The organism is Pedobacter sp. D749, from assembly GCF_019317285.1.
Taxonomy (GTDB): domain Bacteria; phylum Bacteroidota; class Bacteroidia; order Sphingobacteriales; family Sphingobacteriaceae; genus Pedobacter.
Map to the genome: position 1 here is coordinate 3,688,188 of NZ_CP079218.1, position 24,804 is coordinate 3,712,991.

The 24,804-nt window shown below is 38.4% G+C and carries 17 protein-coding genes; 5 read left to right on the forward strand and 12 right to left on the reverse strand.

What is annotated here, in order from left to right; all coding sequences use genetic code 11:
• Positions 1–37: 37 nt before the first annotated feature.
• Positions 38–1,807 (reverse strand): ABC transporter ATP-binding protein, encoded by a 1,770-nt coding sequence (locus KYH19_RS14835; RefSeq protein ID WP_219075680.1) that lies wholly within the window; start codon positions 1,805–1,807, stop codon positions 38–40.
• Positions 1,808–1,890: 83 nt separating this feature from the next.
• Positions 1,891–2,646 (reverse strand): tRNA pseudouridine(38-40) synthase TruA, encoded by a 756-nt coding sequence (truA, locus tag KYH19_RS14840; RefSeq protein WP_219078943.1) that lies wholly within the window; start codon positions 2,644–2,646, stop codon positions 1,891–1,893.
• A gap of 201 nt (positions 2,647–2,847) precedes the next feature.
• On the opposite strand from truA, the gene KYH19_RS14845 reads away from it, so the two are divergent.
• The 3 genes from KYH19_RS14845 (at position 2,848) to KYH19_RS14855 (ending at position 6,441) form a co-directional block, all read left to right on the forward strand.
• Positions 2,848–3,315: a DUF4293 domain-containing protein gene (locus tag KYH19_RS14845; protein WP_219075681.1), complete on the forward strand. Its 468-nt coding sequence runs from the start codon at positions 2,848–2,850 to the stop codon at positions 3,313–3,315.
• Between the two features lie 35 nt (positions 3,316–3,350).
• On the forward strand, positions 3,351–4,205 hold the full coding sequence (locus KYH19_RS14850; RefSeq protein ID WP_219075682.1) for an alpha/beta hydrolase-fold protein: 855 nt from the start codon (positions 3,351–3,353) through the stop codon (positions 4,203–4,205).
• 325 nt (positions 4,206–4,530) lie between these two features.
• On the forward strand, positions 4,531–6,441 hold the full coding sequence (locus KYH19_RS14855) for a DEAD/DEAH box helicase (RefSeq protein ID WP_121283635.1): 1,911 nt from the start codon (positions 4,531–4,533) through the stop codon (positions 6,439–6,441).
• A gap of 95 nt (positions 6,442–6,536) precedes the next feature.
• Here KYH19_RS14855 and KYH19_RS14860 read toward each other — a convergent pair whose 3' ends face one another.
• The gene (locus KYH19_RS14860) at positions 6,537–6,869 is read right to left on the reverse strand and encodes a hypothetical protein (RefSeq protein ID WP_132400527.1); all 333 of its coding nucleotides are present in this window, start codon (positions 6,867–6,869) and stop codon (positions 6,537–6,539) included.
• A gap of 349 nt (positions 6,870–7,218) precedes the next feature.
• Here KYH19_RS14860 and bshC point away from each other — a divergent pair, with 349 nt between their 5' ends.
• Together bshC and KYH19_RS14870 are read left to right on the forward strand one after the other, a co-directional pair.
• Positions 7,219–8,805, forward strand: coding sequence for a bacillithiol biosynthesis cysteine-adding enzyme BshC (gene bshC, locus KYH19_RS14865; RefSeq protein ID WP_219075683.1), 1,587 nt, complete (start codon positions 7,219–7,221; stop codon positions 8,803–8,805).
• A gap of 85 nt (positions 8,806–8,890) precedes the next feature.
• On the forward strand, positions 8,891–9,976 hold the full coding sequence (locus tag KYH19_RS14870; RefSeq protein WP_219075684.1) for an Ldh family oxidoreductase: 1,086 nt from the start codon (positions 8,891–8,893) through the stop codon (positions 9,974–9,976).
• A gap of 528 nt (positions 9,977–10,504) precedes the next feature.
• Here KYH19_RS14870 and KYH19_RS14875 read toward each other — a convergent pair.
• The 9 genes from KYH19_RS14875 to KYH19_RS14915 form a co-directional block, all read right to left on the reverse strand.
• Positions 10,505–13,177 carry a beta-glucosidase gene (locus KYH19_RS14875; protein WP_219075685.1) on the reverse strand — a complete coding sequence of 891 codons (2,673 nt, stop codon included), beginning with the start codon at positions 13,175–13,177 and terminating at the stop codon, positions 10,505–10,507.
• Positions 13,178–13,179: 2 nt separating this feature from the next.
• Entirely contained in the window at positions 13,180–14,601 is a 1,422-nt protein-coding gene (locus KYH19_RS14880; protein ID WP_219075686.1) for an alpha-L-fucosidase, read from the reverse strand.
• A gap of 54 nt (positions 14,602–14,655) precedes the next feature.
• Positions 14,656–16,260, reverse strand: coding sequence for a SusD/RagB family nutrient-binding outer membrane lipoprotein (locus KYH19_RS14885; RefSeq protein WP_219075687.1), 1,605 nt, complete (start codon positions 16,258–16,260; stop codon positions 14,656–14,658).
• A gap of 20 nt (positions 16,261–16,280) precedes the next feature.
• Positions 16,281–19,547, reverse strand: coding sequence for a SusC/RagA family TonB-linked outer membrane protein (locus KYH19_RS14890; protein ID WP_219075688.1), 3,267 nt, complete (start codon positions 19,545–19,547; stop codon positions 16,281–16,283).
• A 102-nt stretch (positions 19,548–19,649) separates the two neighbouring features.
• Positions 19,650–20,840 carry an ROK family protein gene (locus KYH19_RS14895; RefSeq protein ID WP_219075689.1) on the reverse strand — a complete coding sequence of 397 codons (1,191 nt, stop codon included), beginning with the start codon at positions 20,838–20,840 and terminating at the stop codon, positions 19,650–19,652.
• A gap of 149 nt (positions 20,841–20,989) precedes the next feature.
• Positions 20,990–22,183, reverse strand: a complete 1,194-nt coding sequence (gene lepB, locus KYH19_RS14900; protein WP_219075690.1) for a signal peptidase I — start codon at positions 22,181–22,183, stop codon at positions 20,990–20,992.
• A 132-nt stretch (positions 22,184–22,315) separates the two neighbouring features.
• On the reverse strand, positions 22,316–23,050 hold the full coding sequence (dapB, locus tag KYH19_RS14905; RefSeq protein WP_121283645.1) for a 4-hydroxy-tetrahydrodipicolinate reductase: 735 nt from the start codon (positions 23,048–23,050) through the stop codon (positions 22,316–22,318).
• 113 nt (positions 23,051–23,163) lie between these two features.
• On the reverse strand, positions 23,164–23,889 hold the full coding sequence (locus KYH19_RS14910; RefSeq protein WP_219075691.1) for a DUF5683 domain-containing protein: 726 nt from the start codon (positions 23,887–23,889) through the stop codon (positions 23,164–23,166).
• Complete coding sequence (locus tag KYH19_RS14915) at positions 23,889–24,797, reverse strand: ParB/RepB/Spo0J family partition protein (protein WP_121283647.1); 909 nt, start codon at positions 24,795–24,797, stop codon at positions 23,889–23,891. Before KYH19_RS14915 ends, KYH19_RS14910 begins: the two co-directional genes overlap by 1 nt.
• Positions 24,798–24,804: the final 7 nt, after the last annotated feature.

Consider the following 24,804-nt stretch of genomic DNA (forward strand, 5'->3'; position numbering starts at 1 on the left):
TTGTTAAATTAAGAAAATCCTTGAAAATAAATGAGTTTTAAACTTTAGCTATCCCTTTGGATGAGAACTGCAGATCGTAAAGCTTTTTATAGTAACCATTTAATTTTAACAGCTGCTGATGCGTGCCTTTTTCTTTAATCTCACCTTTATCTAGCACAATAATCTGATTGGCTTTTTGAATGGTGGATAAACGGTGGGCGATTACGATAGAAGTTCTGCCTTCCATTAAATTATCAATGGCTTTCTGGATCAATAATTCGGTTTCGGTATCAACTGAAGAGGTAGCCTCATCTAAAACCAAAATAGCAGGACTGTGCACCAGTGCACGGATAAACGAAATTAACTGTGCCTGACCAGCCGAGAGCGTGGCACCTCTTTCCATCACATTATACTGATAGCCACCCGGTAAACGTTCGATAAAATCATGCGCACCAACTTTTTTGGCAGCATTTACCACTTCTTCGATGGTAATTTCGGGGTTATTTAGTGTAATGTTGTTTAAAATGGTATCCGAAAACAAAAAAACATCCTGAAGTACAGTGGCAATATTGCTTCTTAAGTAATCCAACTCAAAATCTTCAATATGAATGCCATCAACAGTAATATCTCCCTTTTTCACTTCGTAAAAACGGTTGAGGATATTAATGGTAGAAGATTTACCTGCTCCGGTTGCACCAACTAAAGCAACGGTTTCGCCAGCCTTCACTTCGAATGTAAGGTCTTTCAATACGTAGTTCTCATCGTTATAGGCAAACCAAACTTTTTCAAACTTGATATTTCCATCTAATTTGGCTGGCTTTTGCGTCCCGGTATTTGGCGTGGTTTCATCAGTGTCTAAAACTTTAAAAACACGTTCGGCGCCCACCATTCCCATCTGCAGCGTATTAAACTTATCTGCCAGTTGGCGGATTGGTGTAAATACCATACCCAGGTAAATAATAAACTGTGTAATGGTTCCAGGCGTTACATCCAGTGGTTTGGAAAGAATGCTTTTAGCGCCATACCATACCAACAAACCTAAAGACATAGCCGAAATTAACTCCACCACGGGAAAAAAGATAGAATAATACCAGTTAGAACGGATATTGGCATCGCGGTAGCGCTTATTAATAGCGTAAAATTTTCTGTATTCCTGTTTCTCTCTCGCAAAGTATTGCACAATAGAAACGCCTGTAATGTGTTCCTGCAAAAAGGTATTCAGGTTCGATACCTCATTTCTGATTTCCTGAAAGGCTACTTTAATCGCTTTCTGAAATTTGCGGGTAGCTATAATCAACAATGGGATGGGCAATAGCACCACTAAACTCAACTCCCAGTCTGTGTATAACATTACGCATACAATTACCACCACCTGCAAACTGTCGCCGATCATGGAAATTAAACCTTCAGAAAAGATATCTGCAATGGTTTCCAGGTCTGAAACTGTTCTGGTAATTAATTGTCCGATAGGTGTTTTATCGAAGAATTTTAGGCGGAGTTTGGTAATGTGATTAAAAACATTGATCCTAAGATCGCGGATAACCGACTGACCAAGTGTATTGGTTAAAAGCGTATGGTTATACTGGATCAAAGTCTGTAAAAGCAACATAAAGATCATCAGCATGGTCATATTCACCAAACCAGAATAATTGCCTGCTAAAATATAATGATCGAGGGTATACTTAATTAAAAACGGACGTACCGGAGAAATGGCCGCAAGCAGAATGGTTAAAATAACCGACCATACAAAAACGGCACGATAAGGCTTTACGTATTGAAAAATACGTTTCAGTAATCCGGTGTTATATACGTCGCCTGTAACTGCCATTTTGTTTAATTTTGAATGAGAGAATTTCGAATGATTGATTGCTAGAGATACTTTTTCATTCTCACATTCAATCCTTCTCTCATTCAATCATTTATATAATCGTATTCTATCTTCACTAAGTACAAGCCACAAGCAGGTACTGATTGACCAGCATTGCTGCGGTTTTTACTTTCTATAATTGCTTTAAACTCCGTTAAATTTATTTCTTTTTTACCGATCTGAACTAAAGTACCCATAATTGCCCTTACCATATTGCGTAAGAAACGATCGGCTTGAATGGTAAAAACCAGTCCATCTTCCTGTTGCTCGAAAACAGCTTTGGTTATTTTACAGTTGTTTGTAAAAGTTTGGGTATTCGACTTACTAAAACACGAAAAATCAGTATAATTTAATAAAAGTACCGCCGCCTCATTCATTGCATCAACATCCAGTTTATCTTTAACCAACCATGACCGGTTAAGTTTGAAAGGATTTTTTTCGAAGTGAATGTAATATTTGTAAGCACGGGCAGTTGCATCAAAGCGTGCATGGGCATCATCATGTACAGGTATAATCTGTTTTGCTGCAATTTGATAAGGCAGCATGGCATTAATACCGGTTACTGCGTTTAAAACCTTAGTCTCTTCTACACCTTCAACATCAAAATGGGCATAAAAATCAGTCGCATGTACCCCAGCATCGGTTCTACCGCAACCCAAAGTTTCGATAGGCTGCCTAAAAAAAACAGACATCGCCTTATCTAACAATTCCTGAACGGTGATTGCATTAGGTTGTGTTTGCCAGCCATGGTACAAGCTGCCATCGTAAGCGATTTGGATGAAATACCTTTTTTTACTCAAAGCGATGCAAAAGTACAGTTTAACAGGCAAAAGGCAAAGTGTTGAGTAGGGCGTTTGGCGTTGAGTAGTTAGTTTCCAGCGCAAATTTTATTTTCATACCGGAATTAATGCGGCTTATCAGGCTATACTCCTATTTGGGAACTTTAATCTTTCTTTCTTTTCTCAAAAAAGGCTAGATTTGTTGCTATATATTTTACATTCATGATACAAAGAATACAATCAATCTGGTTTTTTTTAGCGGCTTTAACCTTGATTTTAATGTTGTTTTTACCCATTGCAAGCAAAGAAATAGCGGGAACAGAATCAGCAGTATATTCGAGCGGTTTATTTCAAATTATTGCAGGAAAAGCAGGTTCGCCTTTTAAAACACTCTCCTTTTTACCCCTGTTAATTACCAATATTGCCATTGCCATTATCTGTTTTGTAAATATTTTCAACTTCAGAAAACGTAGCTTTCAGAAACGTTTTGCCATTGTTTCGATCATATTAATTATCGGTTTTGCTTTTTGGTGCAGTGTTTATGCCCAAAAATTACCTGGGGGTATTGAAGGTGCAAGTTTTGGTGTTGGCGCCTATTTGCCTGCTCTAGCTATCCTATTTGTAGTATTGGGCATTTTCGGCATCAATAAAGATGAAAGATTAATCCGCTCGGCAGAAAGATTGCGATAATTCTTTAATTTCAGCAGAAAAATCAGCTACCGAACATGCAAATTAAGTTAAATCATGCAGTTTATGCTTTTTCGTTGGTTTTGATTTGCGGAATCTTATCTTGCAGCAAGCGTATTAACACTTTCGGAAAAACCAAAATCAATAAAAGTAGCGATTCACTCTACCTTAAGCAGAGAATAGCAGAGATCAAAGGTTTAAATACCAATGTTTTTACGAAAGCATCATTCAAAGGCACTGCCGATACAGCAATTGTATACCGGTTATTAAAACCCAATCACACTAAGAGCAAACTTCCATTGGTGATTGTATTTCATGGATCAAACGCAGTTGGAAATGATAATACCAGTCAGTTGGGTATTTTGGCAAAACTATTTGCAAGCGACGAAATACAGGCGAAATATCCTGCTTTTATTTTAGCACCACAGTTCCCTTCACGTTCGTCGAATTATGTTTTAGATCGAAGCAGAAATGTATTGACTTCGGTACCACAACCCTGTTTAACAACTGCCTTACAGCTGATCGACAGCTTAAAAAACACTTTAAATATTGACGAAAAAAGAATTTACCTGATCGGTTTTTCGATGGGTGCATCTTCGGTGATTAATGCTTTAGCATTAAAACCAGATGTATTTGCCGCAGGGATCAGTATTTCTGGCATACCTCAATTTAACCAGGTAAATGTACTTGCAAACATTCCAATCTGGCTGATCCATGGCAATATAGACACCGAAAACCCTTTCAATAGCGACAAGCAATTCTTTAAAGAGGTAAGCTATAAAAACAAAACCAGGTTTTGGGAATTCGACAGTCTGGCCCATAACGATATTTTTGCTCCAGCAATTTTAACGGACGAGCTACCCAATTGGCTATTTAAAAATAAACGTAAATAGCTACTATTGCCCCGCCACCTAAACCCGGTTGGAGTGAAAATACTTTTGATAAACCTGAAAGGTTTGAAAAAGATTGAAACAGAAAACGGGACTGCCGTAACCGAAAGCCTGTTACTGCTGCTTTCCAAACAAAAAACAAATTTCCCTATTGCAATCAAGACCCCCATTTAAACCTGCTCCATCCCTCATTTTCCATCATCCATTTTACATTCCCCCTTACTTCCTTATTTTCAAATATTTAGCTTAAAAAACTATTTACCTGATTATCTGTAAAATACAAAATATTAACCGTACCTTTGCGGCTCAATTAAAAATAAAAAGACGAATGACAAACCCATTTCAATTATTGGGGATAAGTGATGACGTCGTTAATGCCGTAAAGGATCTTGGATTTGAAACTCCAACACCTATTCAGGAGCAAAGTATTCCTGTACTGTTAGAAGGCACTAATGATTTTGTTGGTTTGGCCCAAACAGGAACAGGAAAAACAGCCGCATTTGGTTTGCCGCTGTTAGAACTAATCGATTTTAAAGTTAACAAACCACAGGCATTGATTTTATGCCCTACCCGTGAGTTATGCTTGCAAATCGCTAACGACCTTAAAAACTTTTCTAAAAACATTGCTAATGCCCACGTTGTTGCCGTTTACGGTGGCGCGAACATTATGCAACAACTACGCGAAATCCGTCAGGGAATTCAGATCGTAGTGGCCACGCCCGGCCGTATGTTGGATATCATTGGCCGTAAGGCGATTGATTTTTCAAACGTTAAATATGTTGTGCTTGATGAAGCTGACGAGATGTTGAACATGGGTTTCCAGGACGACATTAACGACATCTTATCAACTACTCCTGATGACAAAAAAACCTGGTTATTCTCGGCTACCATGCCTGCAGAAGTTCGCCGTATAGCTAAAAACTATATGGATAATCCTGTTGAATTAACCATGGGCACAAAAAATACAGGTAACGTAAACATCGAACACGAATATTACATTGTTCGTGCACGCGATAAATATGCTGCCTTAAAACGTATTGTAGATTTCAACCCTGAAATTTTTGCCGTAGTATTTTGTAAAACCAAATTGGATACGCAAGATGTTGCAGAGCACTTAATCAAAGATGGCTACAATGCTGATGCTTTACACGGCGATTTATCGCAACAACAACGTGATAAGGTAATGCAACGTTTCCGCGAACGTAACATGCAGTTGTTAATTGCTACTGATGTTGCAGCACGTGGTATCGACGTTAACAACGTAACACACGTAATTAACTATTCTTTACCTGATGAAATTGAAAGTTATACCCACCGTTCTGGCCGTACTGGCCGTGCTGGTAAAACAGGTATTTCAATCTGTATCATCAACTCTAAAGAAGTTGGAAAAATCCGTCAGCTGGAACGCATCATTGGTAAACAATTTACCAAAGCTGAGTTACCTACAGGATTTGACGTTTGTGAAAAACAATTATTCTCTTTGGTACATAAAGTACACAATGTAGAGGTTAATGTAGAGCAAATTGATCAATACATTCCTCGCATAATGGATGAATTTAAAGATTTATCTAAAGAGGATGTAATCAAACGTTTTGCTTCATTAGAATTTAACCGTTTCTTAGATTACTATTCTAAAGCACCTGATTTAAATGCTGCGGTTGGTGACGATCGTGGCGAAAGAGGTGAACGTGGCGAAAGACGCGGACGTGGTAGCGAAGGTTACACCCGTTTGTTCATCAACTTAGGTTCAGTAGATGAATTTACCCGCGGCGATATGTTATCATTTATCTGTAATAATGGTAAAATTGGTGGCAAAAGCGTTGGTAAAATTGATTTAAAAGGTGTTTTCTCTTTCTTTGAAGTGGAAGATGCTGTTGCTGATACCGTATTTGAAGGTTTTAAATCTGTTGAGTTTAACGGTCGTCAGGTACGTATCGAAAAAAGCGGAGATGGTGGTCGCGGTGAAGGCGCAGGTGAAAGACGCGGTGGCGGTGAAAGACGTAGCGGCGGCGGTGGTTTCGGAGGAGAACGCAGAAGCGGCGGTGGCGGTGGTTACCGTGGCGGAGGCGATAGAAAATCTGGCGGTAGCGGAAGACGTGAAGGCGGAAACAGCGGTGGCGGTTTCAGAGATTTCTCTGGTCGTAGTCGTGACGAAAAAGGTGGTAACACTGGTGGTAGCGGACGTAGAGAAGGTGGAAGTCGTGAAGGCGGAAGCGGCGAACGCAGAAAAAAATGGTAAATCACTAAACCAAATATTTTACAAACCGGTCTTGTTTATTCGAGGCCGGTTTTTTTATGCTGTTTGAAATTCAGTTTAGTAAATTCCAACTACTGTCAGGCCCAGGAAAAACGATCATACTTAATATTCTCAGCATCCATGAATTCACCAAATAATGAATAAGCCTTATTTCCACTAAACTGAAGTTTCAAAGCTTGCAGCAAACCAGATCTGTCACCCTGCTCTAAATTGAATATTTCATAAAATTTAGCGACTTCTTCCAATTCAATGGAATAGCAATACTCATAATCAGAATCTCCCCATATTTCTTTTACCGATTTACCAATATCATATCCGTCAAAGTATAATTGATCATTCTCATTAAAATATAACTCCATAGATATTTTAATATCAGGATTTTCCAGGTAAAATAAAGTTACTTTTTCCAAGGTGTTTAGATTATTTCACGACCGATGCACATCATAAATTTATAAAAAATAACGTTTCTCTCTACTATGAGAACACTTTTTTTGAATAAATACCATGGATGATGCATTCAGCTTTATAAAAGCTGAATATCTGAGAAAAAAAATAATAGATAATTTAAAAACGGCTGGATTTTACAATTACATAATTACAGGCGGTATCTCTTGATAATAGATCTTTTTAAGCAGATATTGACCCAAAAGTGTATTTTGTAAATTTAGCATTAAGGAAAGCAATCTTTAATTATTTAACAATTGTAAAATAGTTATGTAGCTTTATATTTATCCTTAAATTGCACTACTTTCGCTCATTATGCAGGCAAAATACATTTCCTATCAGGAAACCGGTTCATTTTCAAAACTGGTTCTAGATTATATTAACGACGAAGAGCAACTTAAAGCTTTTTACAGTTACCGCCCTGATATGGCCGGTTTAGCCAGCGCAATTGAGCATAGAAATTTCCCTGGAGACCGGACTATCTTAGTGCAGGTTTTGCAAAACCAATACCGGCATTTACAGCCCAATAAATCGGTTACGAAAAATATCGAACTTTTGGGTCTAGATAATACTTTTACTGTAACTACTGGTCACCAGTTAAACTTATTTACTGGTCCGCTTTATTTTATTTATAAAATTGTAACGACCATAAATTTAGCTATTGAGTTAAAAATGGCCCATCCGGATAAAAACTTTGTTCCGGTTTATTGGATGGCTACAGAAGATCACGACTTTGATGAAATTAACCATGTAAGTGTTGATGAAAAGAACATCAGTTGGATACAACAGACCAACGGTGCCACCGGAAGATTAAGCACCAAAACCGTTGCCGCAGCAGTAACGGCATACAAAGGTTACCTAGGCATTTCTAAAAATGGAAAACGGATTGCCAAATTGGTAGAACAGGCTTATTTGCAACACGACAATTTAGCCGATGCCACCAGATTTTTGGTCAACAATTTATTCGAAAAATATGGCCTGGTGATCGTGAATGCAGATGATGCGCGATTAAAAAAACAATTTGCCAATATCATAACCGAAGATATTATTCAACACAATAGCGCTAAAAACATTGACGAAAGTTCGAAAAGCCTGGAAGAATTTGGCTATAAAACCCAGGTTAACGGTCGCGACATTAATTTCTTTTACCTTGTAGATAATTTACGCGAGCGTTTAATCTTTGAAAAAGGAAAATATATCGTAAACCATACCGATATCAGTTTTACAGAAGAAACACTAAAAGCTGAAATCGAATCGCATCCTGAACGTTTTAGTCCGAATGTAGTGATGCGGCCAATGTACCAGGAGGTTATTTTACCTAATATCGCTTATATAGGTGGTGGTGCAGAGGTAGCTTACTGGATGCAATTAAAAGCAAATTTCGATTTCTACAAGGTCGATTTCCCGGTTTTACTATTGCGTAATTCGGCTTTACTGATAGATAAACGCAGTGCCCAGAATTTATACCATCTAGGTTTTTCTTTGGAAGACATTTTCCTGCCGGCTGAAGAACTAAAAAACATTTGGGTAAAACGGAATACGACCGCTCAATTGAGTTTAGCTGACGAAACAAGAGCCATTAACAGCATTTTCGATCAGATTAAGCTCAATGCCTATAAAATAGACAAAACGCTTTCTGTATCAACTGATACGGCAAAACAGCGGGCCAATCACTTATTGGCCAACCTTGAAAAAAAACTTTTCAGGGCAGAAAAACGTAAACATGAGATGGCGTTATTACAAATTGATAATGTCAAAAAAAGGCTTTTCCCTAATGGAAGTTTACAGGAGCGTACTTTGAATATAGCGCCCATGTATGTTAATTACGGAGAAGATTTTCTTTCATCCTGCATAGAAAACTTTGAACCATTGGGTGGCGATTTCACTGTTTTATTACCGTAATACTAGTCCGAAGTCGGGAGTCCGGAGTCGGAAGCCGATACCCCAAAGCGCCCAATCTCGATACTTACTACTTGATACTAACAAAATGAACTTCATTACTTTTACCGAAACCAACCTTAGGGCTTTTACTTATACTGTTTTTAAAAAAATGGGCTGTTCTGATGAGCATGCCGATTTAGCAACCGACGTGTTAATCCGATCAGATTTGCGGGGAATCGATTCTCACGGCGTTGCACGATTAAGTGGCTACGTTCGTCTTTGGGAAAAGAAAAGGATCAACGCCACGCCTGATATCAAAATCGTACATGAAACACCAACCACTGCCACCATTGATGGTGATGCAGGTTTAGGTTTGGTGGTTGCACCATTCGCTATGAAAGTTGCTATCGAAAAAGCTGAAAAATATGGTAGCGGATGGGTTTCAGTTAAAAACTCCAATCATTTTGGAATTGCCGGTTACCATGCTTTAATGGCAGTTGAAAAGGATATGATCGGCATCAGTATGACCAATGCAAGCCCCTTGGTTGCACCTACTTATGCCAATGAACGTTTATTGGGTACCAATCCTATGTGTTATGCTTTCCCGGCAGGAAAATATCCACCGGTAATTGTAGATATGGCTACGGCAGCTGCAGCAAATGGCAAATTGGAGATTGCTCAACGTGCCAATAAAAGCATTCCTGATGGCTGGGTTCAGGATAAAAATGGCGAAAACTCTACAGACCCTAACGAATTAAAAAACGGCGGTTCGCTTTTGCCTTTGGGCAGCGATAAAGATCATGGCAGCCATAAAGGTTATGGGTTAAGTGCTACTGTCGACATTTTATCGGCAGTATTATCCGGCGCAAATTACGGCCCTTGGGTGCCGCCTTTTGTGGCTTTTTTAGAGCCATCGGCAAATCCGGTTGGCGAAGGACTTGGCCACTTTTTAGGAGCTATGCGCGTAGATGGTTTCAGACCAGCCGCAGACTTTAAAGACCATTTAGATAACTGGGTAGATCGCTTTAAAAGTGCAAAAACAATAGATCCTGATAAAAAGGTAATCATCCCGGGCGAACCGGAGCATGAATTTGAGCAGGAAAGAAAAATTAGTGGTATTCCGATCATTGATGTAGTGGTAAAGGATTTGAATGAACTTGCTTTGAAATTGGGGATAGAAGAGTTAGGCTAAAGTTCCTTCGACTACGCTCAGGATGACAAACACCAATAGACTGATCGTCATTGCGAGGCACGAAGATAACCGAACAAAGCGAGCTCATAAATGCCTTTAAAAACAACTGCACAGATGAATAATCTTAATGCGCTCGCTAGTAGCGAAAGTTGTAGGATTACTTCGTCGTTCCTCCTTATAATGACGTTTATGTAAACAACTGATATTTAGTGTTATTTTTTTGACCATATAAGACATTTAAGAACCATATAAGCTTACATGTCGTTATATGGTGTGAAAGCCTAAAGGATTATTTAATGAATTAGATGTTCTTAGGTGTCTAAGGTGGTTAATTAACCTGCATAGTCTTTAATTTTTACGACTACCTTAGACATCTTAGCTCAATGAGTTTTGCAGGATGCAAAATCTTAAACATAATACGTTAGAAAGCGCATATAGGAATGACGAAAAACAAAAAAGCCGCAGATTTAACCAGAATCTGCGGCAAAATTAATGATATCGTTTATACCAAACTGTCGAAGGTATTTTTTAAGGCTTAACGGTTAAGTTATCTTTTAAATAAAGTGCCTTACTTGATGATCCAATCATAATTCTATATTCCCCTGGAGCTACTTCCCATACGTTATTGATATTCAGTGTTTGCAAAACCTCCTTATCTAGCTTAAATGAAACTATCTTTGTTTCACCAACCTTTAAATGTATTCTCTGGAAAGCCCTGAGAGCAAGAACTGGCTGGGCTAATTTGCTTAACAAAGGTCTCATGTACAGCTGTACCACTTCTTCACCTTCGTAATTGCCTGTATTTTTAAGTTCGAAGCTTACCACAGCGGTTTCATTTTTAGCGATGCTTTTGCGGTTAAACTTTAAATTGTTGTAGGAAAAGTTGGTATAACTTAATCCATATCCGAATGGAAAAAGTGGTTCGCCGCTTAAGTTGTTATAATCATCGCCTCTTCCGGTAGGTTTGTGGTTGTAAACCAAAGGCAACTGCGATTCGTCAATCGGGTAAGTAATTGGAAGTTTACCTGATGGATTTACTTTTCCGAGCAAGATATCGGCAACAGCAGCGCCTCCTGCTTCGCCAGGGTACCACACGTTTAAAACCGCGCTTACTTTATTTAACCAGGGCTGCATATTAATGGCGCTTCCACCAGTTAATACCACGATAATCGGTTTTCCTGTTTTTTCGAGTTCTTCCAACAACAATTCCTGGTTACCGGGCAGATTTAACATTGCCCGATCCAAAAATTCTCCTTCTTTTATACCTGCAACGAATACAATGGCATCATTATTCTTTGCCGCAGCCACTGCATCAGCTATTTCGTTTGATTTCCTGATATTATAATCCCAAATCAGTTTGATTTTACCATTGCCTTTAGATTCAAAAAATTCAATTTTAATGGCATACTCCTTATTTTTCTCGAAATGAAACGGAACTGTCCTGGTACTGAAAGACTTTTTATCCCAGTTATCGATCATCAATTGATCATCCAAATATAATCGGTAACCATCATTTCCCTCTAATCCGATATTAACATCGGCATTCTGCTGCACCTTAATTTTACCAGTCCACCTCACAGCATAATCATCCACTTGGAGCTGTTCATCTGGGGGGTATAATGTCCAACTGAAATTAACTGTCTTATCATTTACTTCTTTAACGGGTTTCCCTGAAAAGTGAAGCCCTTTATAATAGCTTCCCATTAATCCTGCTTTCTGATTGACAGAAAGAAACTGGCTGTCTATAGGAATATAAGACTGCAGCTCCCGGCTACTACCTTTTACATAATTAACCTTAACGTTATTGGGTACTGCGTTTTTTAAGCCATCCAATATATTTATCTTATTGTTTCCAGTACCGCTATAGCCACCTAATCTGGCTTCAATGGCGTCTTCCCCTACCAGTAGGATCTGTTTTACATTTTTTAACGGAAGTGTATTGTTATCATTTTTTAGCAATACAAAAGATTTTAAAGCGGCCTCTTTGGCCAGATTGCGATTACTTTGATCGCTTAACATCTTTTCAGCAATACTTTCATCCACATAAGGATGCTCAAACAGACCCAGCTCAAATTTAGCTTTCAGAACCCTTGACAATGCATCATCTATTCTCGATTTTGGAATGCTCCCGTCTAAAAATGCAGGTAGAAAAAGTTTGTAATGATTATAATCTACCTGGAAGATTACATCAAGGCCTGCATTAATTGATTGTGCTGTGGCATCTTTATAATCTTTGGCCGTAAAATGTAAAACATTGGCACCTCCAACTGCACCTGCATCAGAAATCACGAAGCCTTTAAAGCCCCATTCCGTTTTCAGTTTAGTGGTAAGCAACCATTTATTAGAGGTTGCAGGCGTACCAAAAACACTATTATAGGAAGTCATTATTGAACGGATGCCCACATTTTTAACTCCATCTTTGAATGCTGGAAAGTGGATTTCTTCTAAAAAATGTTTATCCATTTCAATAGGATAACTATCGCGCCCACCATCGCCAACATTGGCAATAAGATGCTTTGGTGTAACAATGATATTCTGCCTTTCTATGGCATTCATAAAAGCATGTCCCAGCACAGTTGTTAAATATGGATCTTCTCCATAAGTTTCTTCTACCCTGCCCCATCTCACATCTGTTGCCATATTGATTACAGGTGCCAAAAGATCTCTCAAGCCACGTGCTTTTGCCTCATTTGCAATAGCGGTACCGATTTTGGCCACTAAGGCAGTATCGAAACTTGCAGCCAAACCAATTGATTGCGGGAAGGCCGTAGCTCCTTGCCTAACCAAACCGTGTAAAGCCTCATCAAATGGAATGATTGGAATGCCCAGACGGGTTTCTTCAATGAAGTATTTTTGAATCTTATTTACCTTTTTAGCCAGAGAAAGTCCGTCTTCAGAGGTATTGTAAGTTAACATTTGTTGTGCATTACCACTTCCTTGTGCAGCTGCACTTACCTGCAAACCAAAAATACCTTTCTTAAACTGATCTTTATTTTTTTCGGTTACATCTCCGGGAATCATGAACAACTGCCAGAATTTCTCTTCAGGTGTCATTCTCGAAATCAGGTCTCTTACCCTTAAATCGATACCTAATTTTGGATTTTTATAAGGTAAAACCTGCCCTTTTTTAACCTGAGCAAAAAGGCCGCAAGAGAAAAAAAGTGTGGGCAATAAGTATAAGTATTTTATTGATTTCGGCATTGCTAATTAGTTTCGGGTGTAAAAGAAAAAGTCAAAGCTATTTTCTCCGCTGTTTTAGGAAAATTGAAGTGTACTTTACCGTCTTTCAATGTCCATTTTACCTTTTGATTGGTACCTAAAATGGTAATGAGACTTCCTGTTTTAGGTATACTTCCTTGCCATGAAATTTCTTTGTTTGTCGTATTGTTAATTAAACTGATGCCGTAAATAGTTTTACCATCTTTACTTTGCGTAAACCAGTTCTGTCCATCATGGTAGTTTTTGGTAATCCTTGTTCCGTATATGGCTATGCCGTTTTTGCTGGTCCACTTCCCAATTTCCTCTAATCTGGCAATCACATTATCAGGTAGCGTTCCATCAGCTTTTGGCCCAATACCTAAAAGTAAACTTCCGCCTTTGGCTACAATTTCTACCAATTTATGAACCACTTCTCCTGCTGATTTATACTGATCGTTGGGTACAAAACCCCAGGCGCCCCCCAAGGTCATGCAACTTTCCCATGGGTAATCCAATTGCTTTTCAGGGATTTTCTGTTCAGGGGTTTGGTAGTTTTCAAACTGGCCATGTACAGTTCTATCCACCACAATTAAACCAGGCTGTACTTTTCTGGCATCAGCGGCAATCTTAGGCATATCAATATCCTGACTCCATTCCGGAATTGGCGCCCCCCAGGAAAGCACTTCTTTGTTTACACTAGCCCTTGGACGAACCCAGCCACCATCTAACCATAAAATATCAATGCTTCCGTAATTGTTCATCAACTCGCCGATCTGGTTTTGGGTATAGCTTTTAAACATATTCCAACGCCACGGATTTTTTCTGATATCATAATTGTTATTTCTATCTGCAGTGGCGTATTTGTCCCACCAATAGTATTGAGAATGCCAGTCGGGTTTAGAAAAATAAGCACCGATCATAAAATTTTCCTTACGGAAAGCATCGAACACATATTTAGCAACATCTTTTTTAGGGTTGTTGGCAAATGGACCTTTTGCAATGCTGAAATCGCTTTCTTTGGTATCGAACATGGCAAAGCCATCGTGGTGTTTGGTGGTAAAAACCAGGTATTTCATTCCAGCATCCTTACCTGCCTTTGCCCATTGCTCAGGATTGAATTTTGTTGGGTTAAATTTTTCGCTCTGGCCCCAATACCATTTTTTATAATCTTCGTATTTGATAGTACTATCCCTTTCAATCCAATCTTCAGAGCAGATAGACCATGATTCGATAATCCCTGGAACAGTGTAAAGTCCCCAGTGGATAATCATTCCAAACTTTTGGTCTTGCCAGGTATCGAGCTTCTTTTTTACTGCCTCATCTTGTGGCCATTCATATTTTGTTGATTCATTGAGGATATCGTTACGTTGCGCAAAAGCGATATTGACGCAAAAGATAAAGGCAATTAAAAGGCTACTTAATTTCATATTTTAATATAATTAAAAATCCCGGCAGAAACTGCCGGGATTAGTTTAACAGGATTAAGGCATCCAGAATATTTTAGTTTTGCGGGTATCTTTAGCTACTACAGCCTGATAGTTTGCACTATTTAAAGTTTTCTCTTTTGCCGGATAAATTAATCTCGTTGGAGGCGTCTCATAGCCTGCTTGCTTTCCGTTTGTCGGGAATGTTAACAAAGGAATACCGGTTCTTCTGTATTCGGACCATGCCTCTGTTGCTTGAAGAACACCAAAGTGTACCCATTTTTGAGTGTAAATCTTGGTTAGTTTATCTGTTGAAGCATCAGTATAAGCTGCATTAGAAGTATTTACCCAAGTATCAATTGTTGTTGCTGACGGAAAAGTTTCCTTAACATACGCCCCTTGATTTATACTATTCAGGTAGTAATAAAATGCCACAGATTGCCTTAAAGCCATATCATAAGCGGTTTTAGCATCTGCTGTACTGCCCCATCTTTCAAAAGCTTCTGCTTTTAACAAGTTAACTTCTGATGCTGTAATTAAAATTCCCGGAAGTTTTTGGTTGAAAACAAAAGTTCCGGAATCTAACACCGCATAATCAGCAAAGCTTGATTCTTGTTGGGCTGTGGTGAAAGTAACAGGCATTGCTTTATAAGTTGGATTCTGAACAAATTGATCTTTTCCTGCCACTTTCTTTACCCGACCAAATTTGTCATATAATACAGGGATCCTTGGATCATTTGCTGGTAGCAAAACTGTATTCAACATATAATCAGTAGCATACCAACTACCTTCAAAAAATGCATCGTGCAAATCGCTTGAACTGTTTGTAAGAGGCTGTAATAAAATATCAGAAACACCTGGATTGTAAGTGCCAACATTACCACCATCAACTAATGGAAAATTAGTCTGATCGCCTAACATTTGAAGTACAGCAGTTTTTGCGGTTGCTTCATCAGTTTTTGAGATACGCATTAACAGCCTTAACCGTAATGAATTAGCATATCTGGTCCATTTATTTAAATCACCCTTTAAGAGAATGTCTGCTTTAGCGAAAGCAGCTGTAGAAGTTGCTGTTTTGAAATAAGTGCCTGCACTTGCTAAATCAGCAATAAAGCTAGTATATAGTGCCTTTTGTTCATCGTATTTAGGATTTTTAATCAAATCATTTGTTGTTAAGCCTCCCGCTTCTGAATAAGGAATATCACCCCATAAATCTACCATCTTAGCAGCTTGCTCAATAAGCACTACTTTTGCTGCTTGTAAAATAACTCTTTGAGCAGCTTGATCTGTAGATGAAAGTGAATTAAATTTCCTTTCCATTGCCCTGTATAAAGCAACAGGTCCACTTCCATTTCCTCCCGGGCTATAGAAATCATCCCAGTATTGTTGTGAGTAACTATCGCTTTGCTGATAAACGGTATTGCCGTTAGCAATGTAAGTAGTTTGAGCATACACTCCTGGCATTTGACTTAAGAATGTACGCATGTTCCAATACTTAGCAGCTACACGGTCATTATTGAGCATTCCGGTAAATAATCCTGGTAAGTTGGGGTCTAAAACGTTTTCAGGGTTATTAAATTTATCATCAATATCCTTTTTGCAACCAACCGCAACAGTTAGTGACAATACAAGAAAACTTGCTTTTATGATTAATTTTTTCATAATATCTTATTTGTAATTGGCTAAAAATTTGCATTTAATGAGAATCCAAAGTTTCTAGATGCAGCTGTTGAGCCGACATCCACACCTTGCGACCACCATTTGTTTCCTAGCGGTGCCTCTGGGTCCAGATCTTTCAAAGTTCTGTGGATGTAAAATAGATTACGTCCGATCAATGAAAATCTTAAATTAGAAATTTTTAGTTTTTTAGTGAAAGAAGCCGGGATTTTATAGCTCAACACAATCTCTCTCATTTTGATATAATCGTTATCAAAAATCTCTGCTTCGGTTAATGAACCTTCACCCCAATTATAGGTCGTTATATAATAGTCAGCAGCAGAAAGCACCTTCGTATTTGGCAATCCGGTGGTTTGATTTACACCCTGCAAAACTACACCATCATTGTAGGTTTTACCATTGCTGGTATAACTTAAACCGCCACTAGCTGCATCTCTGAATTCCATCGAATTTTCTAACATACCTGCACCACGCATATATTTCAAGTTAGGCGCAATCATTTTGCCACCGAAACGGTAATCGATAGTTACGTCTAATGCAAAGTTTCCGTAGCTAAAAGTGTTAGAGAAACCACCAACTGCTTTCGGCATAATGTTTCCTGCCTTAACATAAACAGAATTATCCATTACATAGTAACCATCATCATTAATTAAGTAATTTCCATTCGCATCAGTTTTTCTTGGGCGGATATAGATGTTACCCAAATCCTCGCCAGCTCTGGCCACAATTTTAGCCGTAGCCTGATCTGAAGAATAAAAATTGATCTCAGAATTGACATCATACAATGAATTAACTTTCGATTTATTGGTTGAGAAGTTTAAACGGGTATCCCATCTAAATTTTCCAGAAACCGGTGTTGCGTTTAAAGCAATCTCCCATCCTTTATTACCTACTTCACCAACGTTTACAATCTGCTTTTGTGCGCCATTTGTTGCCGTAACATCTAAAGGTAAGATTTGATTTTTGATCTTATTATTATAATAACTCACATCTAAACCTAATCGGCCGTTTAAAAATCTGGTTTCTAAACCAAATTCAGCTTCATGCTTCTTTTCAGGCATTAAGCCTAAGTTTCCATACGAGTTCAAAGATACTATTGATGGCACAGGGCCATTGATACTTTGTAAAGAAGTTTGTTTATATGAAATGTTTGCTTCATAAATTGGAGGAGCATTACCTACCACGCCGTAAGAGGCTCTTAATTTTCCATAACTCCAGAATTTTGGTAATTTCCAAAGATCACTAAACACAAAACCACTGTTTACTGAATAATAAGAGTATTGATTGTTTCCTGGAGGAAGGGTAGAAACATATTCTTGTCTGGCCGTACCTTCAGCAAATAAGAAATCCTTATAACTTAAATTCACTAAACCTAAGTAAGCATACTTAAGTTGCTCTTTACGTGCTTCAGTAGTCTCTGCCACATTAAAAGAGTTAGATAATGCAAAGAAGTTCTCTGTTACTAGTCCATCTCTAGTGTTTGATTTTAAGTCTTTATAAGTTTCTTTTCTACCTTGGTAACCACCACTAATTGATAGACCAAAATCTTCACCAATTTTGTTTGAGTAAGTTAACAATGCGTCTCCGTAAAGTACAGAATACTGTCCTTGAGTTGTTGTATAAGCTCCAGTACTTGTATTCGTGTTCAGCGCGCTTGGAATTTCAGTAAACTGATGATTTTCGGTTTTAACACTGGTATAGTCATTACCAATACGTCCTCTCAACTTTAGGTTTTTGGCTACGTCATAGTTTAAAGTGAAACTAGATAACAACCTGTTTTCATTTTCGTCATATTGGTTTTTCAATTGTTGCCAATAAAAATCCAATAAATTGGTTGCTCTGATATTGAAAAGGAATGGTTCAGGACGAGCAGTTTGATCAAAAGTAGCATACTTGTAACCATTACTCGTTTGGAATCTTTCTTTCATGAGGCCCATATCTTCCGCACGGCTGAAAAAACCAGCAAATGAGCCTAAAACCTGACCTAATTGGTAAGGTCTGTTTTTAGTAATGGTATTTACATAACTCACAATCACATCTGCAGATAATTTTGGTGCAAGTTTGACTGTAGAGTTTAAGTTAAAAGTATTTTTAGCACCGGTATTTCCTGGTTGAGTACCTTTATAATCTAAACGAGAAGCAGAGAAACGATAGTTAACGCCCTCTGTCTGATTAGAAATTGCAACGTTTGCGTTAGAAGTATATCCATTTTGGTATACATCTCTATAGTTATTTGGTTGAGGAGAGTATGAACGAATTGAACCATCCCACCACCTTACTTGTTGGCCTTCCATTTTAGGCCCAAAATTCGCATAGGCTCTGAAATACGGTCTGAAACCACTTGGAGAAACTGCATCAGCAATCCAGCCTTCTTCAGTTGCGCCGTTTGCTACGTTAGTTTCCCTATCATAACCAGGACCATAAGTGTTTTGGAAGTTAGGTAAGAAAGCAACCTGATCAATTGAACCCTGGTAGTTAAAATCAACTCCTAAACCTCTGTTCTTTGAACCTTTTTTGGTCGTAATTACTACAACTCCACTCGCTGCATCAGAACCATAAAGCGCAGATGCACTTGCTCCTTTTAATACGGTTAAACTTTCGATATCTGCAGGGTTGATATCTAAAATGCCATTACCACGTACACGTTGATCATCCCAATAGTTATTATTGTTTGCTCCTGCTGCACCATTTTGTCCATCATTTCTGATCATTACCCCATCCACAACATATAAAGGTTGTTGATTGTAGTTAATAGAGTTAATACCCCTGATTTGAACATTTACCGCACTACTGGCACCACCTGGAGCTGTTGTAATTTTAACACCTGCAGCTTTACCATATAATGCAGATGCAAAATTGGTATTTCCTGCTTCTGTTAATTGTTTAGCCGTTACTGTACTTACTGCGTAACCAAGAGATTTTTCCTGGCGCTTAATCCCCAGTGCAGTTGTTACTACGTTAACTTCATCAAGCTGATTAGAGCTTTCTTTTAGGGTTACATTTATTGATGTTTGATCGTTTATGCTAATTTCTTGCTTGGCATAACCTATTGCAGTAAATACCAAAATTTCGTTAGGGCTTACTGATAGAGAGAATTTTCCACTGCCATCTGTTTGAGTTACTTTTGCAGTTCCTCTAACAGAAACGCTTACACCCGGAAGAGGCCCCGACGCATCTTTTACTGTGCCGGTAATATTCTTTTGTGCAAATGCTGTTATTGTTAAAAAACATAACAACAACACACTTAGACACTTTAAGTACATTTTTTTCATAATTTTTAGTTTAGTAGTTTAAAATAAGTTTAAGGTAGTGCGAGACTTGATAAGTTGATTTTTATTTTTGCATATGCCTTGGTTTTATGTTTAAGAATGTCTTTAGTCAAATTGATTATACTCTACTGTCAAACTTCCGGCAGCCAATAATTCAGCTTCATCAGTCAGGGTAGACAGTTTTATTTTAGTTTGCTCGGCTATTCGCGGAATACAGAACTCATGGATAGCTTGCTGGATTGGTGGCAAAAGCATTTTACCTGCCTTAGCCCCTCTTCCACTCAAAACAATACATTCAGGGTTTAAAAGATGGATTAATGTAGCTACTCCTTTGCCTAATTGAAAAATAGCTTTGGCCAATACTGATACGGCTACGGGGTCTTGTTGACCAACAGCGTATAAGAAATGATCTGCAGGGTGTTTACTTTTATCTTTAAAAAGTTCTTTCATGCTCGATTCAGCGCCTCCGGCTATTGCTTCTTCTGCTCGCTTAGCCATTACCAATAAGGAAGTATCAACCTCTAAACAACCTCTTCTACCGCAAGAACACAAATTGTCGCTGTTTGATAGTGGAATATGACTAAACTCACCGGCACTGCCGCTACTGCCCCGGTATAATTTACCATTTACTATAATTCCCAAACCTGTTCCCCAGCCGATATTAACCACCATTACGTCTTTTAAATTAACTGCCTCTCCGAAATTTAATTCGGCCATCGCAATTAAACTAGAATCGTTATCTATATATACCGGTAAATTGATTTTAGACGAAAGATACTTTTGTAAGGTTGTTCCTTCTTCCACTTTAAGAAAAGAGTGATTTATGCCCTCATCAGCATTAACAAAGCCCGGCATGCCAATACCAACCCCTAAAATAGCTGTTCTGTTGATTTCAGATTGATCGATACTGTTGTTTATGAAATTTACAAGGTCGCCAATATTGCTTTCTTTTGAGGAAAGTTCGAACTCTAAAGTCCGAATTGGCGTAACCATTGTTCTCGAAAGGTCGTAAATGGTTAACCTGGATGTGAGCTGATCCATTGCAAGGGCTACAATGTATTTTTTTAGATTTGGATTGATCAAGAACATTGCAGCTCTTCTGCCACCTGTTGATGGTGCAAAACCCTCTTCTATAATATATCCTTCAGCGATTAAACCATTAACTACGGCGGTAACCAAAGGCAAACTCTTTTGCGTCAGCTTACTCAAGTCTGTAAGTGATAGCGATTTTTTATAATATAAATGCTTTATAACACCAGCCCTAAGGCGCTGGTTTTTCTCAACAATTACAGACATGATATTTGATTACAGTTCAAACTTAAAAAATATTTTCAAAACATTACAATACTTTTTAATTTTTTTTAAAAGTTAATTATAAACTTGCCATAAACAAAATGGGCGAATAATCTTTCGATTATCCGCCCATTCTAAAGAATTATATTTTATTAATGAATTCCCATAAACAATCTGCTCCACCTTATTTTATGTAAGAAAGATGCGGTACTATCCCAGCTCATCCAAACAAATAAAGCTTTTCCTACAATATGATCTTCGGGTACAAAACCCCAATAACGCGAATCGGCCGAATTATGGCGGTTATCGCCCATCATCCAATAGTAATCCATTTTAAAAGTATAGGTAGTGGCCACCTTATCATTAATATACCAAACACCTGCTTTTTGCTCTACTTTGTTTCCTTCGTAAGTTCTGATTGCCCTGTAATACAACGGCATAGTATTGCTGTCGATTTTTACGGTCCATCCTTTTGAAGGGATTTTAACAGGACCAAAGTTATCCCTGTTCCACACCCTGTTTGGATCGTTTGGAAAAACACCACCCGGAACGTCTCCGGCAGGATCAGGACTTAAGGTAACTGATTTCACAAAATCAAAAGTTTTCAGTTTTTCCACAATTTCCGGAGATGCATCCACAACGTATGTCTTATCTGCAATAGCAGGTGTTCCTCCTAAATTCAGCTTAAATTCATCAAGTACAGCATAATTAAAATCCATGGTTTTAAACTCGATGCGATATGGCATCATACCTGTGTTTTTTAAAGGCTCATTTTTGCCATTTACATTGGCAACCCCATTGCTCATCGAAATGACGTCGCCCGGAATACCAATACACCTCTTAATAAAATTCTCACGTTTATCTACCGGGCGATCTACTATTGTGAAGGTACTCCTCACCTGTTGGCGGCCCATACTACGCACCAAAGTATAATAACTTTCTGCCTGGTTTTCTACAGCAACCGTGTCTCCCTCAGGAAAGTTAAATACCACTACGTCGTTTCTTTTAATTTTAGATAAACCCGGCAAACGGTGATATTTCCACTGTACACCATCCCAATAAGCTTTTGTAGAAGTGGTTAAAGGCATCGTATGATGCGCAAAAGGAAAAGCAACAGGGGTCATCGGAATACGTGCACCGTAATTAACTTTACTCACAAAAAGGAAATCGCCGATAAGCAAAGATCTCTCCATCGAACCGGACGGAATGGTGTAAGCCTCTATAAAAAATACGCGGATAATGGTTGCAGCCACCACTGCAAAAACAATTGCATCAACCCACTCGCGGGTTTTAGTTTTTTTCTTCTTTGGGGCATCTTTTTTTCGTTGCCAGAACTTATAATTCATATTTCTTATTTTTGGTTTCGCGATTTATTTAACCGGCTACCTGTTATCTGTAATCCTTGGTTGTGATTTCACAGATTGAGTGATTTCACAGACTATATTATGCTTTGGTCTTTCAGCTTTACGCTTTCGACTTTATTCAAAAATATCAGTAATATTAAAAAATCCTTTTTTATCTTTTAGCCACTCTGCTGCTACTACGGCACCTAAAGCAAAACCTGCTCTATTATGGGCGGTATGTTTAATTTCTATTTCATCTACCTCACTACTGTAAATTACAGTGTGTGTACCTGGAATATTTTCTATCCTGTGCGATTCTATCAACAATTGTTCTGCTTTGGGAAACAATTCTACATCAGTTCCTACCACTTCGTTTAACCACTCTTGTTTTCTTTCCAGGTTATCTACAATCCCTTCTGCAAGCGTAATGGCTGTACCACTTGGCGCATCCAGTTTTTGGGTATGGTGTATTTCTTCAACCTGAACTTCGTAGGCAGGATAGTTATTCATCAGCTTTGCCAAAGTTTGATTAAGCTTAAAGAATAAGTTTACGCCAATACTGAAGTTAGACCCATAAAGCAATGTATTGTTACTATTGCTGCAATCGTTTTTTACTTCCTGGAGTTTGCCATACCAACCGGTTGTACCCACAACTATTGGCACATTGGCATCAAAACAGGCATCAATATTTTTTAAAACCGAATCAGGCGTACTAAAATCGATAGCCACATCAGCTGACTTTAAATTTTGTCTGGTTAAATCTTCCTGGTTATCGATCGTTATTTTCAAAACAATTTCGTGGCCACGTTCCACCGCAAATTTTTCGATAATCTGCCCCATTTTACCATATCCTAAAAGCGCAATTTTCATCGTTATGTTATTTTCAGTTTCTGTTCTTATTTTTTATTCCTAACCGCTAATTGCCACATCATCACAATTTCAAATGTAATATCCTTTTATTGATTTTCACGACGGTTTCGGCATTAAAATGTTAATGATAATTTTAGTGCAGGCGTTGCATTAAAACCGTATACCGAATTGGTATTAATGATAGATGGCATTACCTTAAAAGAAAGGTTATCATCAATATTGAAGAAATGCAAACGGGCTGCAACGTAGGCATCTACTATATTGGCAAAATAAACCAAACCGTAAGAGAATAACACAATTTGTTTATTCCTTCTATACGTATCTTTACGCTGGGTGATGCCTGTTGTTGAATAACGGCTACCAAAAGGACCGTTAGGATCAGGCTGACCGTTATTCGCGTCGCGATATTGTAATTCTGTTAGCGATAAATCATATTGTTTACTACTTTCAATGTACGACATAGTAAGCACGGTTATACCGCCATAAATAGCCGCAATCTTACCACCGGTATACAGCTTTTGAAAAAACTGGCTTTTTCCCGCTCTTGTACCATAACCATCATTTAGCAGTTGCATATTATACAATTGGCCCCAACCCGGTATAATCATCGATCTGAAAACAGCTTTTCTACCGGCAACTTTACCCGGATTAACATACTTGGCTTTCATCGAATCCTTTCTCGTCATCGGTTTTTTAGCCGCAGTATCTAAAGATTTAGATAATTTAATTTTCGAGGTATCTGCAGGTTTTAACAACGTATCCTTAACCTGCGCCGAGGCTAAGTTTACAAGGAAAAGTGTAAATGCAGCAACCAGTAAGAAAAGCTTAGTTTTTTGCATTACCAGTCTAATAACTCTAGAATTCGGTTTAAGTCATCATCGCTCATAAAAGGAATTTCTATCGCCCCTTTACCGTTCTGGGTTACTTTTAACTTTACACGGGTAGCAAATTTAGAAGCCAGATCATCCTGCAATTTTTGATACTGAAAAGAAACAGCTTTTTCTTTTGATTTTTCGCCGGCTTTTAAAGGTATGTGCTGCAGATTACGCACAAGCTCTTCTACTTTACGTACAGATAAGCCTTTTTCTAAAATTTCCTGGTGAATAAACAACTGTTTGTCCACACCATCAACATTAATTAAGGCCCTTGCATGCCCCATGCTAATTTTCTGATCACGGATGGAAGCCTGAATAGCAGGAGGAAGTTTTAACAAACGCAGGTAATTGGTCACCGTTGTACGGTTTTTACCTACACGTTCGCCTAATTGTTCTTGTTTTAACCCAACCTCATCTATCATCCGTTGAAAACTTAATGCTACTTCGATGGCATTTAAATTTTCGCGCTGAATATTTTCGATCAGGGCCATTTCCAACATCTGTTGGTCGTTGGCACTGCGGATGTAAGCAGGAATCTGTGTTAAACCAGCTAGTTTTGACGCCCTGAACCTACGCTCACCTGAAATGAGCTGATATTTGTTTGCGCCTAATTTTCTAACCGTAATGGGTTGTATTAAACCCTGTATCTTGATCGAATCGGCAAGCTCGTTTAATGCTACCTGGTCAAATTCGGTACGGGGCTGGTATGGATTGGTTTCAACTTCAGTTAAACTTACATGACTGATATTGCCAATCTGCTCGGTTTCGCTCACAGCATTTACCTGCTGTTTCGGCGGATGAGCAGATTCGCTATCATCTAAAAGCGCACTTAACCCTCTTCCTAAACCTGTTTTTCGCTGAAAAGATGTCATCTATAAT

Coding starts and splice junctions, on each gene's coding strand:
- KYH19_RS14885 (WP_219075687.1), bottom strand. CDS start 16,260: ATGAAAAAATTAATCATAAAAGCAAGTTTTCTTGTATTGTCACTAACT.
- KYH19_RS14870 (WP_219075684.1), top strand. CDS start 8,891: ATGAACTTCATTACTTTTACCGAAACCAACCTTAGGGCTTTTACTTAT.
- KYH19_RS14850 (WP_219075682.1), top strand. CDS start 3,351: ATGCAAATTAAGTTAAATCATGCAGTTTATGCTTTTTCGTTGGTTTTG.
- KYH19_RS14845 (WP_219075681.1), top strand. CDS start 2,848: ATGATACAAAGAATACAATCAATCTGGTTTTTTTTAGCGGCTTTAACC.
- KYH19_RS14895 (WP_219075689.1), bottom strand. CDS start 20,840: ATGTCTGTAATTGTTGAGAAAAACCAGCGCCTTAGGGCTGGTGTTATA.
- KYH19_RS14910 (WP_219075691.1), bottom strand. CDS start 23,889: ATGCAAAAAACTAAGCTTTTCTTACTGGTTGCTGCATTTACACTTTTC.
- KYH19_RS14835 (WP_219075680.1), bottom strand. CDS start 1,807: ATGGCAGTTACAGGCGACGTATATAACACCGGATTACTGAAACGTATT.
- KYH19_RS14880 (WP_219075686.1), bottom strand. CDS start 14,601: ATGAAATTAAGTAGCCTTTTAATTGCCTTTATCTTTTGCGTCAATATC.
- KYH19_RS14890 (WP_219075688.1), bottom strand. CDS start 19,547: ATGAAAAAAATGTACTTAAAGTGTCTAAGTGTGTTGTTGTTATGTTTT.
- KYH19_RS14915 (WP_121283647.1), bottom strand. CDS start 24,797: ATGACATCTTTTCAGCGAAAAACAGGTTTAGGAAGAGGGTTAAGTGCG.
- bshC (WP_219075683.1), top strand. CDS start 7,219: ATGCAGGCAAAATACATTTCCTATCAGGAAACCGGTTCATTTTCAAAA.
- dapB (WP_121283645.1), bottom strand. CDS start 23,050: ATGAAAATTGCGCTTTTAGGATATGGTAAAATGGGGCAGATTATCGAA.
- lepB (WP_219075690.1), bottom strand. CDS start 22,183: ATGAATTATAAGTTCTGGCAACGAAAAAAAGATGCCCCAAAGAAGAAA.
- KYH19_RS14855 (WP_121283635.1), top strand. CDS start 4,531: ATGACAAACCCATTTCAATTATTGGGGATAAGTGATGACGTCGTTAAT.
- KYH19_RS14875 (WP_219075685.1), bottom strand. CDS start 13,177: ATGCCGAAATCAATAAAATACTTATACTTATTGCCCACACTTTTTTTC.